We start from the raw sequence: 22755 nt of genomic DNA, 5'->3' as shown, positions 1-22755 counted from the left end.
TGAGTTACGGGTTCTGCACCGAGCTGAGTTCGTTTTCTTTGGCGACTTCAAAATGGACGGACAAGAGGTGTGCCTCCTCATAAGCAAGCTGATCCAGCCAGCTGACGACCTGTTCGGCGAGACGCAGTGAGAGGGGGGAGATCTCTTCAAACAGGCTGAGGTCAACCTCCGGCAGGGGCTCGCCACTGTGGGAGCGCCATACCATGGCTTTGACATGGGAGGCCAGCATCTGCCGTTGCACCTCGTTGGGGATGATGCCCTGTTCGGCCAGCAGGGGATAAATGCGCGCGAGGATATGATCGGTCTGGCGCAGCAACTCCGGGCTGTTCGGGGTCAGGGTCTGGTCGTGAGTCTCTGTTTGCAATGTCTGCTCTCCAAGGCTGGCAGAAGGTATGGAGTTACCCTAAGCCTGCGCGTCGATGTGGAGGAGGCAGTGTTTTTCCGATTCGAAGCGGAAATTCCTGAGGAAATGGCCCCGAAGTGATCGTTTGGATACTAAAAAGGTAAGGAGAGTGCTTATTGAAGCTGGTTTTTTGTGATCGGTAGCGCACAAATCGGGGGGCGGGGGCAGGGCAAGCGTTGCGGGAAACTGTGAGTCATCTCACGGTAAGAGACGTTGCCGAGAGGGCAGATATGGAAAAGGGCGGTTTCCCGCCCTTCTCATTAAAAGGAGTGACGCTAGCTGGCCGATGCTGCGCTCGAGCTGGCCGTTCTCTGCTGATAGCGCAGATCTTCCTCTATGGTGACCACCACTTCCAGCGGCTTGCCGGAGCGGAATACCGAGATGGTCAGCTTGGTGCCGGGGCGGCTTTCGACAATCTTGTCCATGGCGCTGCGTACGCCACTGATGGCCTCTCCGTTGATCTTGAGCAGCACATCCCCTCGCTGCAAACCACCTTTGGCCGCCGGGCCGTTGGGATCCAGACTCTCCACCACCAGACCACGCAGGTCGCCGAGGTTCATCATCCGCGCGACTATGGGGTTGATCTCGACGCTGGAGATCCCGAGGTAGCCGCGGATCACCCGGCCGTTGGCGATCAGCTCATCCATGATCCGTTTGGCCAGCCGGTAGGGGATGGCGAAGCTGATGCCGTAGCTCTCCTGATTGCCGTTGAGGTGATAGGTGGCAGTGTTGATACCCACCAGATCGCCACGGCCGTTGACCAGCGCGCCACCCGAGTTGCCCTCGTTGATGGCGGCATCGGTCTGCAGCAGATCCTGACGGCCATTGCTGTCGGGCCCCATGCTGGAGAGGCCGGTACGGCCGGTCGCGCTGATGATGCCCTGGGTGATGGTCTGACCGACGTTGTAGGGGTTGCCGATGGCGAGCACCACATCCCCCACTTCTGGCAGTCGCTCCGGATCCTGCGGGATCACTGGCAGGTTGTCTGACTCGATATAGAGCACGGCGAGGTCGGTGAGCTGATCGGTGCCGACCAGCTCGGCGCTGAAGACCCGGCCATCCTGCAACGCGACGATGATCTGGTCGGCATCGGCGATGACATGGTAGTTGGTCAGCACATAGCCGCGCTGATTCATGATGACGCCAGAACCCAGCCCTTGCGGGCGCAGTTCCCCCTGATTGCCCTGATTGGGGGCAAAGCTGCGGGTATAGATGTTGACGACGGCAGGGCCTGCCCGATGGGCGGCATAGGAGAAACTCAGTTCACGGGCATTGGTGATGATGCCGGGCAGTTGGGCACCACCGCGAAAATGGGGAAACAGCAGCAACAGCAGCGCCGCGACGGTCAATCCGAAACCGACAGACTTGCCCAAGTAACTGACTAAAGGGGGGATTTTCATGTCATTCTCATCCGTACAGGCTGCGCGCAGAGAATAACACTATCGATGGATAAAAATCACCCGCGGTGAAGGCCGCGGGTGATAGAGGGGGTGGCGAACAACCCGGGTGTTAGCGGATCACCAGATAGAGCGAGGAGTCGCCGCGCTGGATGTTGAGTGCCAGCACGTCAGGCTTGTTCTTGAGCGCCTTGGTCAGCTCGCCCAGGGTGTTGATGCGCAGGCGGTTGACCCCGATGATGATGTCACCCTTCTGCAGGCCGGAAGCGGCTGCCGGAGAGCGAGGATCAATGTCGGCCACCGCAACACCGGAGACCGGGTCGGTAGTGGTGCTCAGCTTGGCCCCTTCCAGTGCCGGATGCAGCGCGCTGGCGCGTACTTCGCTGTCATCGGCCTGCTTCAGGGTCACTTTGGCAGTTTGCGACTTGCCATCGCGGATCAGCCCCAGTTCGACCTGCTTGCCAGCGCCCATGGTAGCGATCTTGGCGCGCAGCTCACCGAAGGAGCGAACCGGTTTGCCATCGATGCTGACGATGATATCGCCGGCCTTGATGCCCGCCTTGTCGGCCGCCGAATCAGGCATGACCTGATTGACGAAGGCACCATCCTTCTTGTTGTAGCCGAAGGTTTTGGCTATGTCTGAGGTAAGCTCGGTGCCGGTAATACCCAGCTGGCCGCGACGCACTTCACCGTACTTGACGATCTGCTCGGTCAGGTCCCGCACCATGTTGGAAGGGATGGCAAAGCCGATGCCGATGTTGCCGCCGTTCGGGCCCAGAATCGCGGTGTTGATACCGATCAGCTCGCCACGCAGGTTGAGCAGGGCACCGCCGGAGTTACCGGAGTTGATGGCCGCATCGGTCTGGATGAAGTTCTCCAGATTCTCGATGTTGAGGCCGCTGCGACCCAGCGCACTGACAATACCGGAGGTGACGGTCTGGCCCAGACCAAACGGGTTGCCGATGGCCAGCGCATAGTCACCTACCCGCAGCTCGTCGGAGTCGGCGAACTTGATCTGCACCAGATCCTCGGCCTTGATTTGCAGCAGGGCGATGTCGGACTGCTTGTCTTCACCGATCTTCTTGGCTGCGTACTCACGACCATCCTTCAGATTGACTTTGATCTCGTCCGCCTCGTGAACCACATGGGCGTTGGTGATCACGTAACCCTTCTTGGCATCGACGATGACACCGGAGCCGAGCGCCTGGAACGGCTGCTCACTCACCTGTTCATCGGGCATGTTGGGGCCGAAGAAGAACTTGAACTGTTCCGGCAGACGCTGACGGGTAATTTTTTTGCCAGAAACCGAGATATTGACCACCGCCGGGGTGACCTGTTCGAGAACAGGCGCCAGGCTTGGCATCTCCTGATTTGAACCTAACAGGGAAGGCAGTGCAGCCTGAGCAGGGGCCGCAGACATGGCGATACCGACACTGAGGGCTAGCACACTGAGCATGGAAAGAGGTTTACGCATATGAAAAACAGCTCCCAGAAAAAGTTGCATTGCAATCGTCAAGGTCAGACCACGGGACTGGCCAATTAGTTCCGCGAGGAACTAGTTTGGTTGCTTGAGCAGTCCGGAAGAGGCGCCAGCATAGTCGCGAGGCGGAACGCCCGGCTCTTCTGCCACATTGGCAGGGGCTTCTTCTACCAATGACTCGCGGAACAGCGGTTCCTGCGCCTTGGCCAGGAATTTGCTCTGCTCGGCCATGTGGCGATAGAGGGTCTGATACTGCTCGGCCAGTTGCTCCATCAGTGCGGCACTGTCGGCGAAGTGGGTGTTGATCTGGCCCTGATAACTCTCGAGCTCCTTGTGGGCCTTCTTCAGTTCCTGTTCGAGACGGCCAGCATCGCGGCTACGCACCGAAAAACGGCCGAGAACGATACCGATAATCAAGGCCGCGACAGCCAGCAGGATCCCAGTTAACAGACTCATAGATGCTCCTTGTTACAGCTAAAACAGAGTGGGTTTATGCGGTCGTCATAACCGCCATGCCTTGATGGCACTATACCGTGCGTCCTGAGGCCGTGATACCATTTTGTCCTCGATTCAGGGACTTGGAGAGGCGCTCAAGGATGACACCGCAGCAAAAATACCAGCAGGATCTGCTGCGCCCCGGCTTTGTGGCCGACCCCGCGCAGGGGATGGCCATTAGCAGGCTGGAGCGACTGTATCAGGATTTGCTACGGCGCCCGACTCCGACCAGATCTCGAGGGCTGCTGGGTTGGCTGCAAAAGCCCAAGCCGCCGGAGCCCGTCCTCGGTATCTATATGTGGGGCGGAGTGGGCCGAGGCAAGACCTGGCTGATGGATACTTTTTTCGACAGCCTGCCTGGGACGCGCAAGATGCGCAGCCATTTCCACCGCTTCATGCACCGCATTCACGATGAACTGCAGGGGCTGAACGGGCAGTCCGATCCCCTCAAGCTGGTGGCCAGCAAGCTTGCCAGTGAGACAGACATCATCTGTTTCGACGAATTTTTTGTCTCCGACATCACCGATGCCATGTTGCTGGGCACGCTGTTTCAGGAGTTGTTTGGTCACGGTGTCGTGCTGGTTGCCACTTCAAATATTCCGCCGCAGGATCTTTATCGCAACGGGCTGCAGCGAGCCCGTTTTCTGCCAGCTATCGAGCTTATCGAGCGCCATTGCGAGGTACTTAACGTGGATGGCGGTATCGACTATCGCCTGCGTACGCTGGAACAAGCCGAGATTTATCACTGCCCGCTGGACTTGCAGGCAAAAGCCAATCTTGACCACTATTTTCAGCAATTAACCGGCGGACACACGGCTTGCGAGGGGACGTTCGAGGTCAATCATCGTCAGCTGAGGTCGCTCGGGATGGGGGAAGGGGTGCTCTATATGGAATTTGAGCAACTTTGTTGTATTCCCCGCTCCCAGAACGACTATATCGAGCTGGCCAGGCTGTTCCATACCGTTCTGCTGGCCAATGTGCAGCCAATGGGCACAGGCACGGATGACGCGGCTCGCCGCTTCATTGCCATGGTCGATGAGTTCTACGAACGGCACGTCAAACTCATCATGTCGGCGGCGGTTCCCATGACAGAACTTTACGGCGAAGGGCTGCTGAATTTCGAATTCAAACGCTGTCTTTCACGGCTTCAGGAAATGCAATCGCACGAATACCTTGCCAGAGTGCACCTTCCTTAGTCACAATACCGCGCCTGCCAGTCGGATGGGCATCTGCGGCAGGTAGGGCCGGGCGACATTTGCTGGTTTCATGGCAGTGAAATTAGCAGGTGATATTTAAGGCAACTTCACTTATAATCGCCCGGCCCACGTTACAGCTGTCGATAAGACAGCAACACTTTAAGCTTTACTTGTATTCGAAGGGGTACAGGTAGGCCATCGTTTGTTGTTTGTGGGAGAGCCCCCATAAACAATTGGGTCTGTAACAGGTAATTGGGTTTAACTTAATGAAAACTTTCGTTGCCAAGCCAGAAACCGTAAAACGTGACTGGTACATTGTGGACGCAGAAGGTAAAACTCTGGGTCGTATCGCAACCGAGATCGCTGCTCGTCTGCGTGGTAAGCACAAAGCTGAATACACTCCGCACGTTGACACCGGTGATTACATCATCGTTGTAAACGCTGAGAAGGTACGTGTTACCGGTAAGAAAACTACCGACAAAATGTACCACGCTCACTCCGGTTTCCCGGGTGGTATCAAGTCAATCAGCTTCGACAAGCTGATTCAGCGTAAACCGGAAATGGTAATCGAAGCTGCTGTTAAAGGCATGCTGCCGAAAGGTCCTCTGGGCCGTGCCATGTTCCGTAAACTGAAAGTTTACGCAGGCGCCGAGCACGCTCACGCTGCTCAGCAACCTCAAGTACTGGATATCTAATCGGGAACTGGCAACATGGCAGAAAATCAATACTACGGTACCGGCCGTCGCAAAAGCTCCACTGCTCGCGTATTTATCAAAGCGGGTAGCGGTAAGATCGTAATCAACCAGCGCTCCCTGGAGCAGTACTTCGGTCGTCCGACTGCCCGCATGGTAGTTCGTCAGCCGCTGGAACTGGTTGAGATGACCGAGAAACTGGATCTGTACATCACCGTTAACGGTGGTGGCATCTCCGGTCAAGCTGGTGCGATCCGCCACGGTATCACTCGTGCTCTGATGCAGTACGATGAAACCCTGCGTTCCGAACTGCGTAAAGCAGGCTTTGTTACTCGCGATGCCCGTAAGGTTGAGCGTAAGAAAGTCGGTCTGCACAAAGCTCGTAAGCGTCCGCAGTACTCCAAGCGTTAATTCGCTTTCGGTGCTCACTCTTTCGAGTGTCAAAAAAGCCTGGCAACCGCCAGGCTTTTTTTATTAGTAATATTACCGACATCAATGCTAACCACGCGTCACAAAAGACAAAAAATTGTTTCTTTATTGTTTTTATTGCTCACCGCTCTTTCTTGTCAAGTTGTTATCTTTTCTTTAAAATTTCCCCTGTTTTCTGTGGCAATTGTAAATCCAGCTTCCGCCGCTGTTGTCACGGGAAAAATGGGGAACAGGGACACTATAAGAATGTGCGGAGTCCACATGGGAGAGTTTTTGGATGAGCAATGCGCCAGTTGATACCGGTCGCCGCAGATTTCTTACCTGGTCAACGGTTGCCGTTGGTGGGGTAGGAGCTGCGTTTACCGCAGTGCCGTTTATAAAGTCATGGAATCCGAGTGCCAAGGCCAAAGCAGCCGGTGCACCGGTTGAAGTCGATATCAGTAAGTTGGAACCGGGTCAGCTCATCCGTGTCGAGTGGCGTGGCAAACCCGTCTGGGTGGTGAAACGCACCAAGCAGACGCTGGATGCCCTGGCAGCACATGATGACAAGTTGCGGGATCCCTCATCAGAAGAGCCGCAGCAGCCTGACTATGCCCATAACGGGTACAGATCGATCAAGCCCGAAATTTTTGTCGCGGTCGGTATCTGCACCCATCTCGGGTGTTCACCTTCTTATCTGCCTGACAGTTTTGGTGAGCAGGTGCAGGGGGTTGCGTCCGGCTTCTTCTGCCCGTGTCATGGCTCCAAGTTCGATATGGCTGGCCGTGTGTTCCAGGGGGTGCCTGCACCACTGAACCTGGTTATTCCGCCGTATCAATTCATTAACGACACCACCATTCTGGTCGGTGCCGATGGCAAGGAGGCCTGATCATGTTGAGCAAACTGATGGGCTGGATTGACGATCGCTTTCCGCTTACGGCCATGTACAACGACCACATGGCCAAGTATCCGGCTCCGAAGAACCTGAACTTCTGGTATTTCTTCGGTTCGCTGGCCATGTTGGTGCTGGTTAACCAGATCATCACCGGCATCTGGCTGACCATGAACTACAACCCCTCTGCGGAAGGTGCGTTTGCCTCCGTCGAGTACATCATGCGGGATGTGGAGTATGGCTGGCTGCTACGTTACATGCACTCTACCGGTGCCTCTGCCTTCTTCGTGGTGGTCTACCTGCACATGTTCCGAGGTATGATTTACGGCTCTTACCAGAAGCCGCGCGAGCTGCTGTGGATTTTCGGCATGCTGATCTTCCTGGTGCTGATGGCGGAAGCCTTTATGGGCTACTTGCTGCCCTGGGGACAGATGTCATTCTGGGGGGCCCAGGTCATCATCTCGCTGTTTGGTGCCATTCCGGTCATCGGTGACGATCTTACCCTGTGGATCCGTGGTGACTACGTTATCTCTGGTGCGACCCTGAACCGCTTCTTCGCGCTGCACGTCATCGCGTTGCCGCTGGTTTTGGTGATGCTGGTTGCCATGCATATCCTGGCGCTGCACGAAGTCGGCTCCAACAACCCGGATGGCATCGATATCAAGAAGCACAAGGACGAGAACGGCTGGCCGCTGGATGCGGTGGCGTTCCACCCTTACTTCACCGTCAAGGATATGATCGGTGTGGCCGGCTTCCTGTTCTTCTTCTGCGCCATCATCTTCTTCAAGCCGGATATGTGGGGTTACTTCCTCGAGAAGCCGAACTTTGAAGTGGCCAACGGCCTGAAGACTCCGGCTCACATCGCGCCTGTGTGGTACTTCACCCCCTTCTACGCGATTCTGCGTGCGGTACCTGACAAGCTGCTTGGCGTCATCATGATGGGCCTCTCTATTGTGGTGTTGTTCCTGCTGCCCTGGCTGGATCGCTGCAAGGTGCGTTCAGTACGCTATCGCAGCAAGCTGCACAAGCTGAACATCGCCCAGTTTGTGGTCTGCTTCATCATTCTGGGGGTGCTGGGTGTACTGCCGTCGACGCCGACTCTGACGCTGGTTGCCCAGATCTGTACCTTGGGTTATTTCGGTTTCTTCGTGCTGTTGTTCTTCTACAGCAAAAACGAACGCACCAAGCCGCTGCCGGAGAGGGTGACATTTAAATGAAAAAAATAATATTTGCAGTGCTGACCCTGCTGCCCTCTCTGGTGTTTGCCGCTGGAGGTGCGGTTGCACTGGACAAGGCCAATTACGATCTGAGTGACAAGGCATCCCTGCAACGCGGAGCGGCCACCTTCATGAATTATTGTGCCGGCTGCCACTCTACCCAGTACCAACGTTACAACCGGGTTGCTGCCGATCTGGAGATCCCTGAGGATCTGATGAAGGAGAACCTCATTTTCACCGATGCCAAAGTGGGTGATCTGATGAAGAGTGCCATGTCCGAGAAGGATGCCGCTAAGTGGTTTGGTGCGCCGCCTCCCGACCTGACTCTGGTAGCCCGAGTACGTGGTGCGGACTGGATTTACACTTATCTGCGTTCTTTTTACGTGGATCCGACCCGTCCGTTTGGTGTGAATAACGTGGTGTTCCCGTCAGTGGGCATGCCCCATGTGCTGGAGCCGCTGCAGGGGACTCCCCGTGCCGAGTTCGCGACTCACATGGTCGATGGCGTCGAGACCCAGCAGGTTGTCAGCATCAAATCTGACGGCAACGGTGAAATGGATGACGAAGAGTATGATAAGACGGTACTGGATCTGGTAAACTTCTTGGTCTACTCGGCTGAACCGGTACAACAGGAGCGTGAACGCATGGGCTTCTGGGTGCTTGGTTTCATCGTGATCTTCTTCATCTTCACTGTGCTGTTGAAGAAGGAATTCTGGCGCGACGTTCACTAAGCGACCAGATCCGGGTAATATAATGCACGGCAATGAAGACCAAGATGCTTCATTGCCGTTTCTGCTTTTTTATGACGGGAGGGTTCAATGGCTGTAGCTGCCAATAAGCGTTCGGTAATGACGCTGTTTTCCGGTGCCAACGATATGTTCAGCCATCAGGTGCGTATTGTCCTGGCGGAGAAGGGTGTTAGTGTGGATATCTGTCAGGTTGACCCAGCCAATCTGCCGGATGAGCTGGCCGAGCTGAACCCGTACAACTCTGTACCGACCCTGGTTGATCGTGAGCTGGCACTCTACACCTCACGCATCATCATGGAGTATCTGGACGAACGCTTCCCGCATCCACCCCTGATGCCTGTTTATCCGGTTGCGCGTGGTAACAGCCGCCTGATGATGCACCGCATCGAGCTGGACTGGTATTCCCTGGCTGACAAGATCATGGCCGGTACCGATGCAGAAGCAGCACGCAACGAACTGCGTGACAACTTGCTCGCCATTGCACCGATCTTCGGTGAAATGCCCTATTTCATGAGCGAAGAGTTTGGTCTGGTAGATTGCTATATGGCTCCGTTGTTGTGGCGTCTGCCGAGCCTGGGTATCGACTTGACCGGTCGTGGCGCCAAAGAGCTGAAGGCCTACATGGTTCGTCTGTTCGAGCGTGAGTCCTTCCAGGCATCCCTGACCGAAGCCGAACGCGAGATCCGTGCTGGCGTATGAGCATGGAACCGACAATGACGCCGAGTCGCCCGTACCTGTTACGGGCGTTCTTTGACTGGTTGCTGGATAACGATCTGACTCCCCATCTGGTGGTCAACGTCAACATTCCCCATGTGATGGTGCCGATGCAGTTTGCTCAGGACGGGCAGATTGTGCTGAATATCGCGCCCCGTGCCGTGATGCAATTTCACATGGATAATGAGGCAATCAGCTTCAGCGCCCGCTTTGGCGGGGTATCCCAACAGGTCTATATCCCGATGGCGGCCGTGCTGGCTATCCATGCTAGGGAGAACGGCGTGGGAACCCTGTTCCCCCCCGAGCCTGGTTACGATATCTGGCTGGAGCAGGCCGAAGCACCGGTGGAGCCAGAGCCGGAACCGCCGCGTCCAAGCGGTCGTCCGACCCTGAAAGTGATCAAATAAAAAAACGCAGCCAATTGGCTGCGTTTTTCATATCCGTAATTATCAGTTCTGGGCGTATTCGAATGCCTTGATGACTCGCTTCACACCGCTAACGTGGCGAGCGATGTTGACCGCCTGCTCTCCCTCCTGACGGGTGACAAGACCAATCAGGAATACTTCGCCGTTTTCGGTGACCACCTTGACCTTGGCGCTATCGAAGTTTTTGGTGCCGAACATGTCGGCTTTCACCTTGGAGGTGAGCCAGGTGTCATTGCTGCGTGTGGTCAGGCTGACTGGCTGACCAAGGCGTAACTCGTTGTAGACGTGGCGGACCCCCTCGATGCGGCCAACAATCTTGCCTGCTTCCAGCTTGTAAACGTCAGAAGGTGTCTGACCGACCAGCAGCACGCGGCCATTGTTGCTGTAGACGCTGATCTTGCTGGCTGCGCTGAGCGGTTTGTTGTCGGCCAGCAGATTGGCTGCTTTCAGCTCGATGCTCTGGTCATCCCACTGGGCGCTCATGGTACGGCGGTCGCCAGAAACCTTGGCGGTACCAGCTGCTCCGCCAACCACCACGGCAGCACAGCCCTGCAATAGCAAGGCGCTGGCTAGCAGGCCAAGGATGAGTATCTGCTTGTTCATGGTTTCAATCTTCCTGTTGCGGGAAAAGAGTCTGGTCGATGAGATCACACAGACAGTGCAGGGTCAACAGGTTGACCTCAAGAATACGGGGGCGGCGGGCAGAGGGTACTCGGATCTCCACATCGTTTGGCCCCAGCAAGCCAGCCATTTCGCCACCGTCGCCGCCGCTCAGCACCACTATGGTCATGTCGCGGGAGAGAGCTGCCTCGGCCGCCTTGATCAGGCTTCGGCTGTTGCCCGTGGTGGTGATGACCACCAGAATGTCGCCAGGCTGGCCCAGCGCGCGGATCTGCTTGGCGTAGACCTCTTCAAAACCATGGTCGGTGGCGATGGCGCTGATGGTCGCCATGTCCGGGGTCAGAGCCATGCCGGGAAGAGAGGGGCGCTGGGTCTCGTAGCAGTTGACCAGCTCGGAGATGAACAGTTGCGCCAGTGCGGCAGAAGGACCGTTACCGCATGCCAGCACCTTGTGGCCATTGAGCAGGCAGATGGTGATCATCTGGGCTGCAGTATGGATGGCATCCGGCAGCGCCTCGGCGGCGGCTATTTTGGTCTGGATGCTTTCGGTGTAGTTCTCTTTGATGCGGTCAGTCATAGGGTCCTCTTAAAATGCGTTCTGGATCCAGGCTGGCTGGTCACCCTCGAACGCAATCACATCGAATCGGCAGGCCTGATTGGCCTCGTTGATGGCATGTTGCTTCAAATAGTGGCGCGCTGCCAGCATGATCTTGCGCTGTTTGCTATGGGTGACCGAGCTGGCGGCCCCGCCATGGCTGCCGGTGGCCCGGTAGCGCACCTCAACAAACACCAGGGTCTGGCCCTGGTGCATGATGAGATCTATTTCACCGCCACGACAGCGGTAGTTGCGAGCTACCGGTTGCAGGCCCTGGGCCTGCAACCAGCGTTCAGCGACTTGTTCAAAGTGCTGTCCCTTGCTCGTTGGTGAGGGGAACAGGCTCGGCAACTGCTGGCGCATCCGTTTCCATAGTTCCTTCATTGGAGGGCTCCTCCAGTTGCTGAACGGCGTTCTCGTCGACCAGTTTGCCGTTCTGGTAAGTACCCCAGCTCAGCATCCGCACGATATTGCCCTGGGCATCCACGCTCAGCTGACCACTCATGCCGGCCTGCTGCATGCCACCCACCTTGCGCATCTGCTGCAGGTTCTCAGCCAGGCTGACGGCATCGTAGCCCATGGCAAACAGACGCAGCAGGTCACCCTGGGTCTGCGGCCAGAGCAGGGCGATCTGCTCGCGCTGTTTCTCGTAGCCGCCCAGCAGCAGCGGCATATCGGCGATATGCATGCCGTTGAGCTCGGAGGCGACCTCGGTGGCTGCGCTGTCGTAGCCGCGGGAGCTGGTGTAGATGGGCAGGCTGCCCATCGGATTGACCGAGACATCCACGTAGGGCTTGATCATCCGGGTTTCCAGGCTGTTGGCCACCACATAAACGGCATCGATGCTGCGCGGTGCGGCATCAGAGAGTTGCACTACTTCGCCAGCACGGGCGGTAGAGCGGCCGCTCAGGGCATTCTTGACCATCCCCTGTACTTCGTTGCGGGCACCGAAGGTGGCAACCACCGGCTTATCCTGGCTCAGGGTGGCCCAGCTCTGCTCGAACGCCTTGATACTGCTGTAACCGATCCGCCCCTGAGCGGCGATCAGCAGCGGTTTGCGGTAGCCCTGGGTGTAGAGGTACTGGGCTGCCTGCGCGGCATCTGCGGCGGCAGAGAGGGAGAAGTAGTAGGTGGTGTCGTTGACGATCGGCTTGTCCAGCTCGTTGAGCGCCAGTACCGGCACTGTCGGATTTGCCTTTAGCAGCTCCTCGACCCGGTCTTTCAGCAGCGGGCCGATGATCATGTCTGCCCCTTCCTGAATCGCCTGCTTATAAAGGTCGCCGGTCGACTTGCTCTGGGTGTCGTAGAAGTTCAGGGTGAATTGCCCCTGATTTTCCTTATAAGACATCAGCATACCGTTACGGATGGCGGCGCCCTGCGGCTCCAGATTGCCGGAGAGGGGCAGCAGCACGGCGATCTGTTGCACCGAGGTGCTGGCAGTGGCCGCCAGATCGCCCAATCCTGCCGGCATATCCTTCTGGGCTGGATGGTTGGGGAAGTCGCGCTTCCAGCCTGCCAGCTGGCGGGCCAGCAGGTTCGGTTGGGCGCCAAACTCGTTGACCAGTGCCGCCAGTCGCAACCAGCCGGTGGTCACATCAGGGGCCGGAGCCTCTTCCAGCGCTTGCAGGGTGGAGGGGGTCATGCTTTTGAGCAACGACCAGATTTGCTGATGGTTGGTCGCCTGCTCGCTCTGATTGAGGTAGGGCTCCAGTGCAATCAACGACTTGGCTGCGCCAAACTTGTTGTTGATGTCGAGTTGCAGCACTACGCGCTGGCGATACCAATCCTTTTGGGTATCGGCATCCAGCAGCACCTCGGGTTTGCCTTCCAGCAGGATCAGCGCCTGATTGGCGTGGCCTTGCGCCAGCAACAGATGGGCTTGCAGCAGTTGCAACTGCGCCTTCTGGGCGGGGTCCTTGGCCTGCTTCTGCAATTGCTGGAACAGTGCCGAGGCTGGTTTGGTCTGGCCCAGTGCCAGATAGCTGCGTGCCGCCAGCATTTGCCAGGTAAAGGCTTCGGCCGGCTTGGCGGGGTCCACCTGCTCAAGATACCACTGGGCATTCTTGGTCAGATTGGAAAACGCAGAGGGCATGCCTGACTGCCCTGACGGTTGATTGGGCTCCGACGCACAGGCTGCGAGCAGTACTGCCGCGAGTATGATGCCGAAGAGTCGTGATACACTTAGCTGCTTTGTAACCCGGTTCAAGTTCATTCCCCGACCAGTGTTGAAGTTCCCCATAGTGTAAACGGGCCAATATGGCGACACAATTGTCGGGGCACTCGGAGATCCCATGAGTGACATCCCAACCCTGTATATAGTCCCCACTCCGATCGGCAATCTGGCGGACATCACCCAGCGTGCATTGGATATTTTACGCAGTGTCGATCTGGTGGCAGCCGAAGATACCCGTCATACCGGTATCCTGCTCAGCCACTACCAAATCTCGGTGCCGACCTTCGCCCTGCACGATCACAACGAGCAGCAGAAAGCCGATGTGCTGATCGGCCGGATCAAAGAGGGCAAGAGTGTTGCGCTGGTCTCCGATGCTGGCACCCCGCTCATCAGCGACCCCGGTTATCACTTGGTCACCCGCTGTCGTGAAGCTGGGGTCAAGGTGGTGCCGCTGCCCGGTCCCTGTGCTGCCATCACGGCTCTGAGCGCGGCCGGTCTGCCCACCGATCGCTTTGCCTTTGAGGGCTTCCTGCCCGCCAAGAGCAAGGGGCGTGACGATCGCCTGCAAGCCGTTATTGAAGACACCCGCTCGCTGGTGTTCTACGAATCCCCGCGCCGTGTGCAGGATACAGTGGAAGCGATTGCTCGCATTCTCGGTGAGCGTCAGGTGGTGGTGTGCCGCGAGCTGACCAAGACCTTCGAGTCGATCCACGGTCTGCCAGCCTCTGAAATGCTGACCTGGCTTGGTGAGGATGACAACCGCTGCCGCGGCGAGATCGTGCTGGTCGTGGCTGGCGCCTCCAAAGAAGAAGAGGATCTGCCCGCCGAGGCGATCCGTACTCTGGGTCTGCTGGTGACCGAACTGCCACTGAAAAAAGCGGCCGCCCTGACCGCCGAGATCCACGGCGTGAAGAAGAATGCCCTCTATAAATACGGTCTCGAGCACTATTGAGTCGGTCAATAGGTCATCAGACTGTTTTTTGACCTGCGCAATCCCCTGTATCGACAATCAGTCAGCCTGTAAACGGGGGCCAAGCGCGATAAATGGCTGTAAACGGGAATTGCCGGTTTACCCCGTACGTATCGCAAGGGTATAATCCGCGCCTCGGAGTTGGCTGGGCAATCGCTGCTTCGTCGTTGTGTCCCTCGGGACAGACGGGCGGAGGGGAGGAAAGTCCGGGCTTCACAGGGCAGGGTGCCAGGTAACGCCTGGGGGGCGCGAGCCTACGACCAGTGCAACAGAGAGCAGACCGCCGATGGCCCGCAAGGGATCAGGTAAGGGTGAAAGGGTGCGGTAAGAGCGCACCGCGCGACTGGCAACAGTTCGTGGCACGGTAAACTCCACCCGAAGCAAGACCAAATAGGCCCCTATTGGCGCGGCCCGCGTTGGGGGCGGGTAGGTTGCTTGAGCCAGCGAGCGATTGCTGGCCTAGAGGAATGATTGCTACCCGGGGCAACCCGGTACAGAACCCGGCTTACAGGCCGACTCCGACCTCATTCCGAAGAGCCCCGCGATTTATCGCGGGGCTCTTTTTTATGCATGAGAAAATATGGCTTCGTTGGCAGGATATTTTCGGCCTTGTCATTTTGAATGAAATTATATGTTTTAAATCAATCGAATAGTTTCGTATTTGGCACGATGGCAGCGATAGATGGTGATAGAACCCAGGATGATTGTTCGCACCCGCATATTGTGTGTGTTCTCAGTTCATTCACTTATTTCAATTAATCACCAGAGCCTAAAGCCAAATAACTTGTGGAAAATCAACCCACTCAATCTGCGGTATGCAAATGCTGCGTCAATATGTTCCCTCTGCCCCATCTCCTTGCTTGAAAAGCCCCCTGCACGTCCTTAAACTTCAAGGTGGGGAAAAGTGGATCAAAGTGGTTTTTAGAGGGGCAATCAGCCTCCTCATTCACCTTCAGGGACAGCAATTTGTTGCGTGGCGCTCATGCCATCAGCCTGGACAGTAAAGGGCGGTTGGCGATTCCGACCAAATTCCGTGACTGGCTGCGCGACGAAAGCGACGGCCAGCTGGTCTGCACCATCGATATTGCCCATCCCTGTCTGCTGCTTTATCCCCTGAACGAGTGGGAAGAGGTCGAGCGCAAGCTAAAGACCCTCTCCAGCATGAATCCTCAAGAGCGCCGTTTGCAGCGGCTGCTGCTGGGTCATGCAACCGAATGCGAGCTGGATGGCAATGGCCGTCTGCTGCTCAGCCAGCCACTGCGTAACCATGCGGGGCTGGACAAGAAGATCATGTTGGTGGGCCAGCTCAACAAATTCGAGCTGTGGGATGAAGCCCGCTGGCAGCAACAGGTCAATGACGACATCTTGGGTCTGCCCGGGGACGATTGGGCAAGCTCACCACGACTACAGGATTTCTCTTTATAAATGACCCAAGCCGCTGAACACATCACAGTGCTGCTGCACGAAGCCGTCGAAGGTCTGGCCATCAAGCCGGACGGTGTCTATGTCGACGGTACTTTTGGCCGTGGTGGTCATTCTCGTCTGATCCTGCAGCATCTTGGCCCCAATGGTCGGTTGATCGCTATCGACCGCGATCCCCAGGCGATCGCCGAGGCCGCCAAGATCCAGGATCCCCGCTTCGAGATCGTCCATGGCCCCTTCTCCGGTATCACTTGCTATCTGAGCGATCGTGGTTTGCTTGGCAAGGTGGATGGCTTTCTGCTGGATCTGGGGGTCTCCTCACCCCAGCTGGATGATGCCGAGCGCGGATTCAGTTTTATGAAAGATGGTCCGCTCGATATGCGGATGGACCCCACTTCCGGCCAGAGCGCCGCCGAGTGGCTTGCCAAGGCCGATGTGGATGATATCGCCTGGGTGCTGAAGACCTTCGGTGAGGAGCGCTTTGCCAAGAAGATCGCCCGCGCCATCGTCCACGACCGGGTGACCGAGCCTTACGTGCGTACCCGTCAGCTGGCTGAGATGATTGCCCGGGTCAATCCGAGCAAGGAGAAGGGCAAGCATGCGGCAACCCGCAGTTTCCAGGCCATCCGCATCTATATCAACAGCGAGCTGGACGAGATCGAAACCGCGCTCAACGGTGCATTGGACGTGCTGGCACCACATGGCCGTCTGTCTGTGATCAGCTTCCACTCGCTGGAAGACCGGCTGGTGAAACACTTCATTCGCAAGCACGAGAAGGGGCCTGAAGTGCCCTACGGCATTCCCTTGACCGAGGCCCAGCTGGCTGGCGGTCGCAAATTGAAGTCGGTCGGCAAGGCGCTCAAGCCTTCTGATCATGAGGTCTCTGAAAACACCCGTTCGCGCAGCTCGGTGCTGCGGGTCGCCGAGCGGCTGGCGGAGTAAGCGATGAGCGAAGTACGTGTCCACCTAGCCAAGGAGATCGTTGCCGATCTCTGGCGGCACAAGCTGCAGATTTTTCTGTCGGTTGCCGTACTGGTGACCGCGTTTGCCGTGATCCTGGTGACCAACATGACCCGTGGCCTCACCGCCAAACAGAATGACCTGATGGCGGAAGAGGATCGCCTCAATATCGAATGGCGCCACCTCTTGCTGGAGCAGGGCACTCTGGCGGAACACTCCCGGGTCGCCACGCTGGCCATGGACAAGTTGCAAATGGGTCGCCCTCTGGTGACCACCGAGAAGGTAATTACTCTGCCATGAAACGGAAGGCTACAGCCAAAACCGCTAAAGCGAACGTTAAAGCGCCATCTATCTATCCGTGGCGCTTCCGCACGCTGGTCGTATTCATCGGCATCGCCTTTGTCGGGCTGATCCTCCGTCTGGCCTGGATCCAGGTGATCAATCCGGATCGTCTGCGTCAGGAGGGGGACATGCGCTCTCTGCGAACAACCTCCACCCAAGCGGTGCGCGGCATGATCACCGATCGCAATGGTGAACAGCTGGCTGTTTCCGTTCCGGTCGAGGCGGTCTGGGCCGATCCCAAGACGGTGCACGAGTCCGGCGCTATCCACAATGAGCGGGCCTGGATGGCGCTCTCAGCAGTCCTCAAAATCGATATCAATACTCTCAAGCAACGTATCGCCAACCCCAGCAAGCGCTTCGTCTATCTGCAGCGTCAGGTAACGCCCGCTGTCTCTGAATACATCAAGGGGCTCAAGCTGGGTGGTGTCTATCTGCGTCCCGAGTCGCGCCGCTTCTATCCGACTGGCGAAATCAGTGCCCACCTGGTGGGGGTAACCAACATCGATGGCAACGGGATCGAGGGGATCGAGCGCAGCTACAACGAGTGGCTGACGGCGACACCGGGCGAGATGCGGGTGCGCAAGGACCGGCAGGGCAGGGTCATCGAGCGTCTTGGTATCGTCAAAGAGGGCAAGAACGCCAACGATCTGCAGCTCAGCATCGATCAGCGGGTACAGGCTCTGGCCTATCGGGCGCTCAAGCGAGCAACCGACGAGAACAAGGCAACGTCCGGCTCCATGGTGATGCTGGATATCAAGACCGGCGAAGTGCTCGCCATGGTCAATACCCCCTCCTATAACCCGAACAACCGCGGCCAGTATCAGAGTTTCCGGGTACGCAACCGGGTGGTGACCGATACCTACGAGCCGGGCTCCACAGTCAAGCCGCTGATTTTGCTAAGTGCCTTGCAGGCGGGTGTCACCAGCTGGAAGGATTTCATTCCCGGTGGTCCGCTCTTTATCGGTGCCAAGCAGATCAAGGACGTCAGTATTCACAAGGCGACCAACCTTTACGATATCCTGCGCTACTCCTCCAACATCGGCATGTCGCGCATTGCCCTGCGGATGCCGGCCCAAGAGATGATCAACACCCTCAGTATGTTCGGTTTCGGTATGGATACCGGCAGCGGACTGATGGGCGAGAGCGGTGGTATGTTGCCTCAGCGTCGGCGCTGGTCCGATATCGAGCGGGCGACCCTTTCGTTTGGTTATGGTCTGCGGGTTACCCCGCTGCAACTGGCTTCCGCCTACGCCACCCTGGCCAACAAGGGCAAGCGAGTGCCCATCTCCATCGTCAAGGTGACCACGCCGCCCAAGGGTGAGCAGGTGATCGATCACAACAACGCCTCCGCCATGCTGCAGGCGCTGGAGTACGTAGTCGACAACGCTATTCCCAAGGCCAAGATTCCGGGTTATCGGGTCGGTGGCAAGAGTGGTACCGCCAAGGTCGCAGTTGCCGGAGGCTACGGCAAGGATTACATGGCCTGGTTTGCCGGTTTTGCCCCTGCCAGTAATCCCCGTTTCGTCATGGTGGTGGTGATTAACGAGCCAAAAGGTAGTGCCTACTATGGCGGTGCCGTGGCGACCCCGCCGTTTGCAGAGGCCATGGGCGGGGTACTGCAACTCTTCAATATTCGTCCTGATGCGGTGCCCACAGCGGTGCCCGCCAAACTTGCCCGTACGGAGGCTCCTCTTGTCCCGCGCACTTGATGCATTACTGCGCCCCTTCGGTATTCAGGCGCCGGCGCTCACTCTGACCGATATCCAGCTGGATAGTCGGCGGGTCAGGCCCGGCACGCTCTTCGTGGCCATTTGCGGTCATCAGGTGGATGGCAGACGGTTTATCGAGCAGGCGGTGGCTCAGGGAGCGACCGCTGTTGTGTTTGAGGAGGATGGTGAATTTATCCCACCATCGACTCCGGTTCCCTGTATCGGGATGCGGGATCTGCCCGCTCACCTCTCTGCTCTTGCGGGCTATTTCTACGATCAGCCAGCCCAAAAATTGGATCTGGTCGGGGTCACCGGCACCAACGGCAAGAGCACTACGGCACTGCTGGTCGCCAACTGGCGCACCCTGCTGGGTGGCAAGGCGGGTGTGATGGGGACCATCGGCAACGGCCTGTTTGGCAATTTGATCGAAGCGGAAAATACCACCGGCAGCGCCGTGCAGGTGCAAGCCAATCTGGCTGCGCTGCAAGCGCAGGAGGCGGATCTGGTGGCGATGGAGGTCTCCAGCCATGGTCTGGTGCAGCATCGTGTTGCCGCACTGCCTTTTGCCGCTGCCGTTTTCACCAACCTGAGCCGGGATCACCTCGATTATCACGGCACCATGGAAGCCTATGGTGCGGCCAAAGAGCAGTTGCTGCAGCTGGTCGATGAGTCGAATGCGGTGATCAACCGCGATGACGAGTTGGGTGCCAAGTGGCTCGGAAAATACCCGGCAGCGGTGGCGTTTAGCGTTAATGGCCCGATTGAACACCATTCTGGCCGTCAATTAACGGCGCAGCAGCTCGATTTTCACCAGCAAGGTTTTCGCGCGCAGATTAACTCCAGCTGGGGGAATGGTGTATTATCCGCCCCCTTGCTCGGGCGCTTCAACGTCAGCAATGTGCTGGCCGCGATGGGCGTGATGCTGGTGCTCGGTTACGACTTCCACGAGCTGCTGGCAACGGCCCCGAAATTGCAGCCGGTAACCGGTCGCATGGAGTGCTTTGGCGGTGGTGATACGCCGCTGGCGGTGGTCGATTACGCCCACACCCCGGACGCTCTGGAGAAGGCATTGCAGGCCCTGCGGGTGCACTGCACAGGGCAGCTCTGGTGTCTGGTTGGTTGTGGTGGCGACCGCGATCGCGGCAAGCGCCCCATGATGGCCGCCATGGCCGAGCAGTATGCGGATCGCGTGATCCTGACCGACGACAATCCCCGTACCGAGGAGCCGGCCCGGATCATGGCCGACATGGTGGCGGGTCTTCGCGATCCTGCTGCGGTGCAGGTGGAGCACGACCGGGTCAAGGCGATTGCGCTGGCCATCGGTCAGGCGAGCAAACAGGACATCATCCTGGTGGCCGGTAAGGGTCACGAGGATTATCAGATCATTGGAACCGACAAGCGGCACTACAGCGACCGGGAAACCGTTGCGGCCGCCTTGCACACATTATTGGAGTCATTCAAATGATGACCCTCAGGCTTGCCGAGCTGGCTCAGGTACTCGATGCCCGTCTGATTGGTAACGATGGCGAGATCAGCGTCGTCAGTACCGACACCCGTACTCTGGGCGCGGGTGCCCTGTTCGTTGCCCTGCGCGGCGAGCGCTTCGATGCCCACGATTTTTGCGAGCAGGCCGTTCAGGCAGGGGCCTCTGCCCTGCTGGTCGAGCGTGAGCTGCCGCTGGCCATCCCCCAGCTGGTGGTGACCGACAGTCTGAAAGGACTGGGCCGACTCGGCAAGCTGGTACGCGAGCGCATCAACCCGAAAGTGCTGGCCATTACCGGCAGCTGCGGCAAGACCACGGTGAAGGAGATGGCAACCGCCATCCTGCGCAACGAAGGGGAAGTGCTGGCCACCGCTGGCAACTTCAACAACGAGGTGGGCGTGCCGCTCACCCTGCTGCGCCTCGAGCCGCAACACCGGTTTGCAGTGATGGAGCTGGGTGCCAACCATCCGGGCGAGATCGCCTGGACTACCTCGCTGGCCAAACCCGATGCCGCCATCATCAACAACGTGGCGGCGGCCCATCTGGAGGGCTTCGGCTCGCTGGAAGGTGTGTTCCACGCCAAGAGCGAAATTTTTGAGGGGCTGAGCGAGGGCGGCGCGGCCATCGTCAACGCCGACAACGAATTCTGGCCGAAGTGGCGGGAACGCGGCATTCAGTGCGCCTTCTCCATCGACGATCAGAGCCAGCCGTTCCACGCGCGCAACCTTGTGCTCAACGAACAAGGCTGCGCCGAGTTCGTGATGGTGACCCCGCAGGGTGAGCTGAGCCTGACTCTGGCGATCCCGGGTCGCCACAACGTGGCCAATGCGCTGGCTGCTGCTGCCGGTACCCTGGCACTCGGTGCTTCTCTGGCCTCGGTCAAAGCCGGTCTGGAGCAGATGGCTCCGGTCAAGGGACGCTTCTGTGTTCAGCACTGGGGCGGTCTGACCCTGGTGGATGATACCTACAACGCCAGCGTGGAGTCCGTGCTGGCGGGCATCGATGCCTTGACCGCCATGAGCGGCTTTAAGGTGCTGGTGTTTGGCGACATGCGGGAACTGGGTGAGGAGTCTGCCGAGCAACATGCCCGGGTTGGCCGTCATGCCCGCGAGTGCGGTCTGGATGCCGTGCTGACAGTAGGGGAACATAGTCGCTATACCGCAGATGCCGCGGCTGGCCGACATTTCGATAACAAGGCGTCGTTGTTTGAAGTGCTTGCGCAAATGATAAATACACATCAGGAAATTTCGATTCTGGTCAAGGGTGCCCGTGGCTCCCGCATGGAAGATATCGTCGAGATGGTCAAAGGCCATCAGGAGTCAGCCACATGCTAGTCTGGCTGGCCGAACTGCTCACCCCGCACTTCACCTTCTTCAACGTCTTCTCCTACCTGACGTTTCGCGCCATCCTGTCGATCATTACCGGTCTGGGAGTTGCGCTCTGGATGGGGCCGCGCCTCATTCGTCGCCTGCAGATCCTGAAGTTCGGTCAGGTGATCCGCAACGATGGTCCCGAGTCCCACCTCAGCAAGCGGGGCACTCCGACCATGGGTGGTCTGATGATCATTGCTGCGATTTTCACGTCTGTGCTGCTCTGGTGCCGCCTCGACAACCCCTATGTCTGGCTGGTGCTGTTTGTGCTGGGTGCCTATGGCGCCATCGGCTTTGCCGACGACTACCTTAAGGTGGTGCGCAAGAATACCGACGGCCTGATCGCCCGCTGGAAGTACTTCTGGCAATCCGCCGTTGCGCTGGGAGTGGCTGTATTCCTCTACGCCACGGCCACCCATGATGGTCAGACCCAGCTGGTGGTGCCCTTCCTCAAGGATGTGATGCCGCAACTTGGCCTGATGTTTATCCTGCTCACCTATTTCGTCATTGTTGGTACCTCCAACGCGGTCAACCTGACCGATGGTCTGGATGGCTTGGCCATCATGCCGACCGTGATGGTGGCGGGCGGCTTTGCGTTTATCGCCTGGGCAACCGGCAACGTCAACTTCGCCAGTTACCTGCATATTCCCTATGTTCCCTATACCTCCGAGCTAGTGATCGTCTGTACTGCCATCGTCGGGGCAGGTCTGGGCTTTCTCTGGTTCAACACCTATCCGGCACAGGTCTTCATGGGGGACGTCGGTTCCCTGGCATTGGGCGGCGCGCTCGGCACCATCGCCGTGCTGGTACGCCAGGAGTTCCTGCTGGTGATCATGGGCGGTGTCTTCGTGATGGAGACTGTCTCGGTGATCCTGCAGGTGGGGTCTTACAAGCTGCGCGGCGTGCGGATCTTCCGCATGGCGCCGATCCATCACCACTACGAGAAGAAGGGCTGGCCGGAGCCGCGCGTTATCGTGCGTTTCTGGATCATCACCCTCGTGCTGGTGCTGCTGGGTCTTGCCACCCTGAAGGTGAGGTAAGG

24 protein-coding genes and 1 other RNA gene are annotated in these 22755 nt (G+C 57.9%); 17 read left to right on the top strand and 8 right to left on the bottom strand.

Annotated features, from left to right (window positions below; all coding sequences use genetic code 11):
- Positions 1-4 precede the first annotated feature (4 nt).
- The 4 genes from G5168_RS12840 to G5168_RS12825 form a co-directional block, all read right to left on the bottom strand.
- Entirely contained in the window at positions 5-364 is a 360-nt protein-coding gene (locus tag G5168_RS12840; protein ID WP_005355140.1) for a transcriptional regulator, read from the bottom strand.
- 314 nt (positions 365-678) lie between these two features.
- Positions 679-1803: an outer membrane-stress sensor serine endopeptidase DegS gene (gene degS, locus G5168_RS12835; protein WP_005336297.1), complete on the bottom strand. Its 1125-nt coding sequence runs from the start codon at positions 1801-1803 to the stop codon at positions 679-681.
- A gap of 109 nt (positions 1804-1912) precedes the next feature.
- The gene (locus tag G5168_RS12830; RefSeq protein WP_005336295.1) at positions 1913-3274 is read right to left on the bottom strand and encodes a Do family serine endopeptidase; all 1362 of its coding nucleotides are present in this window, start codon (positions 3272-3274) and stop codon (positions 1913-1915) included.
- Positions 3275-3355: 81 nt separating this feature from the next.
- Entirely contained in the window at positions 3356-3736 is a 381-nt protein-coding gene (locus G5168_RS12825) for a YhcB family protein (protein ID WP_005356646.1), read from the bottom strand.
- Positions 3737-3876: 140 nt separating this feature from the next.
- Between G5168_RS12825 and zapE the strand changes: the two genes are divergently transcribed.
- The 8 genes from zapE (at position 3877) to G5168_RS12785 (ending at position 10050) form a co-directional block, all read left to right on the top strand.
- Positions 3877-4971, top strand: coding sequence for a cell division protein ZapE (zapE, locus tag G5168_RS12820; protein ID WP_421252302.1), 1095 nt, complete (start codon positions 3877-3879; stop codon positions 4969-4971).
- Between the two features lie 266 nt (positions 4972-5237).
- Positions 5238-5666 (top strand): 50S ribosomal protein L13, encoded by a 429-nt coding sequence (rplM, locus tag G5168_RS12815; RefSeq protein WP_005341737.1) that lies wholly within the window; start codon positions 5238-5240, stop codon positions 5664-5666.
- 15 nt (positions 5667-5681) lie between these two features.
- Positions 5682-6074, top strand: coding sequence for a 30S ribosomal protein S9 (gene rpsI, locus G5168_RS12810; RefSeq protein WP_005336286.1), 393 nt, complete (start codon positions 5682-5684; stop codon positions 6072-6074).
- Positions 6075-6369: 295 nt separating this feature from the next.
- Entirely contained in the window at positions 6370-6960 is a 591-nt protein-coding gene (petA, locus tag G5168_RS12805) for a ubiquinol-cytochrome c reductase iron-sulfur subunit (protein WP_216952217.1), read from the top strand.
- A gap of 2 nt (positions 6961-6962) precedes the next feature.
- Positions 6963-8180: a cytochrome b gene (locus G5168_RS12800; protein WP_005341735.1), complete on the top strand. Its 1218-nt coding sequence runs from the start codon at positions 6963-6965 to the stop codon at positions 8178-8180.
- The gene (locus G5168_RS12795) at positions 8177-8911 is read left to right on the top strand and encodes a cytochrome c1 (protein WP_201938939.1); all 735 of its coding nucleotides are present in this window, start codon (positions 8177-8179) and stop codon (positions 8909-8911) included. The genes G5168_RS12800 and G5168_RS12795 overlap by 4 nt, the downstream gene beginning before the upstream one ends.
- Positions 8912-8998: 87 nt before the next feature.
- The gene (gene sspA, locus G5168_RS12790; RefSeq protein WP_005336279.1) at positions 8999-9628 is read left to right on the top strand and encodes a stringent starvation protein SspA; all 630 of its coding nucleotides are present in this window, start codon (positions 8999-9001) and stop codon (positions 9626-9628) included.
- Entirely contained in the window at positions 9625-10050 is a 426-nt protein-coding gene (locus G5168_RS12785; RefSeq protein ID WP_041234002.1) for a ClpXP protease specificity-enhancing factor, read from the top strand. The genes sspA and G5168_RS12785 overlap by 4 nt, the downstream gene beginning before the upstream one ends.
- Before the next feature lie 42 nt (positions 10051-10092).
- On the opposite strand, the gene dolP is transcribed toward G5168_RS12785, so the two are convergent.
- The 4 genes from dolP to G5168_RS12765 are packed head-to-tail and all read right to left on the bottom strand — an operon-like array spanning position 10093 to position 13376.
- Positions 10093-10671: a division/outer membrane stress-associated lipid-binding lipoprotein gene (gene dolP / locus G5168_RS12780; RefSeq protein ID WP_227341815.1), complete on the bottom strand. Its 579-nt coding sequence runs from the start codon at positions 10669-10671 to the stop codon at positions 10093-10095.
- 4 nt (positions 10672-10675) lie between these two features.
- Complete coding sequence (locus G5168_RS12775; protein WP_005341724.1) at positions 10676-11266, bottom strand: D-sedoheptulose-7-phosphate isomerase; 591 nt, start codon at positions 11264-11266, stop codon at positions 10676-10678.
- Between the two features lie 9 nt (positions 11267-11275).
- Positions 11276-11647 carry a YraN family protein gene (locus G5168_RS12770; RefSeq protein WP_322112865.1) on the bottom strand — a complete coding sequence of 124 codons (372 nt, stop codon included), beginning with the start codon at positions 11645-11647 and terminating at the stop codon, positions 11276-11278.
- A complete protein-coding gene (locus G5168_RS12765; RefSeq protein ID WP_421231508.1) occupies positions 11589-13376 on the bottom strand; it encodes a penicillin-binding protein activator in 1788 nt (595 codons plus the stop codon). The genes G5168_RS12770 and G5168_RS12765 overlap by 59 nt, the downstream gene beginning before the upstream one ends.
- A gap of 199 nt (positions 13377-13575) precedes the next feature.
- Between G5168_RS12765 and rsmI the strand changes: the two genes are divergently transcribed.
- From rsmI to mraY, 9 genes are all read left to right on the top strand, one after another.
- Positions 13576-14409 carry a 16S rRNA (cytidine(1402)-2'-O)-methyltransferase gene (gene rsmI / locus G5168_RS12760; RefSeq protein ID WP_047438714.1) on the top strand — a complete coding sequence of 278 codons (834 nt, stop codon included), beginning with the start codon at positions 13576-13578 and terminating at the stop codon, positions 14407-14409.
- Between the two features lie 155 nt (positions 14410-14564).
- Positions 14565-14951, top strand: an RNA gene (rnpB, locus tag G5168_RS12755) — RNase P RNA component class A.
- Between the two features lie 442 nt (positions 14952-15393).
- Positions 15394-15852, top strand: coding sequence for a division/cell wall cluster transcriptional repressor MraZ (gene mraZ / locus G5168_RS12750; protein ID WP_013723406.1), 459 nt, complete (start codon positions 15394-15396; stop codon positions 15850-15852).
- Positions 15853-16791, top strand: coding sequence for a 16S rRNA (cytosine(1402)-N(4))-methyltransferase RsmH (rsmH, locus tag G5168_RS12745; protein ID WP_421252301.1), 939 nt, complete (start codon positions 15853-15855; stop codon positions 16789-16791).
- A 3-nt stretch (positions 16792-16794) separates the two neighbouring features.
- A complete protein-coding gene (gene ftsL / locus G5168_RS12740; protein ID WP_216952213.1) occupies positions 16795-17109 on the top strand; it encodes a cell division protein FtsL in 315 nt (104 codons plus the stop codon).
- Positions 17106-18860 carry a penicillin-binding transpeptidase domain-containing protein gene (locus tag G5168_RS12735; protein ID WP_216952212.1) on the top strand — a complete coding sequence of 585 codons (1755 nt, stop codon included), beginning with the start codon at positions 17106-17108 and terminating at the stop codon, positions 18858-18860. The genes ftsL and G5168_RS12735 overlap by 4 nt, the downstream gene beginning before the upstream one ends.
- Positions 18793-20325, top strand: coding sequence for a UDP-N-acetylmuramoyl-L-alanyl-D-glutamate--2,6-diaminopimelate ligase (gene murE, locus G5168_RS12730; protein ID WP_421231507.1), 1533 nt, complete (start codon positions 18793-18795; stop codon positions 20323-20325). Before G5168_RS12735 ends, murE begins: the two co-directional genes overlap by 68 nt.
- Positions 20322-21677, top strand: a complete 1356-nt coding sequence (locus tag G5168_RS12725) for a UDP-N-acetylmuramoyl-tripeptide--D-alanyl-D-alanine ligase (RefSeq protein ID WP_421252300.1) — start codon at positions 20322-20324, stop codon at positions 21675-21677. The genes murE and G5168_RS12725 overlap by 4 nt, the downstream gene beginning before the upstream one ends.
- Entirely contained in the window at positions 21671-22753 is a 1083-nt protein-coding gene (gene mraY, locus G5168_RS12720; protein ID WP_005341701.1) for a phospho-N-acetylmuramoyl-pentapeptide-transferase, read from the top strand. The genes G5168_RS12725 and mraY overlap by 7 nt, the downstream gene beginning before the upstream one ends.
- Positions 22754-22755: the final 2 nt, after the last annotated feature.

The organism is Aeromonas sp. 600724 (assembly GCF_049175135.1).
Taxonomy (GTDB): domain Bacteria; phylum Pseudomonadota; class Gammaproteobacteria; order Enterobacterales; family Aeromonadaceae; genus Aeromonas; species Aeromonas veronii_A.
This window is presented reverse-complemented; position numbering and strand designations above follow the sequence as displayed.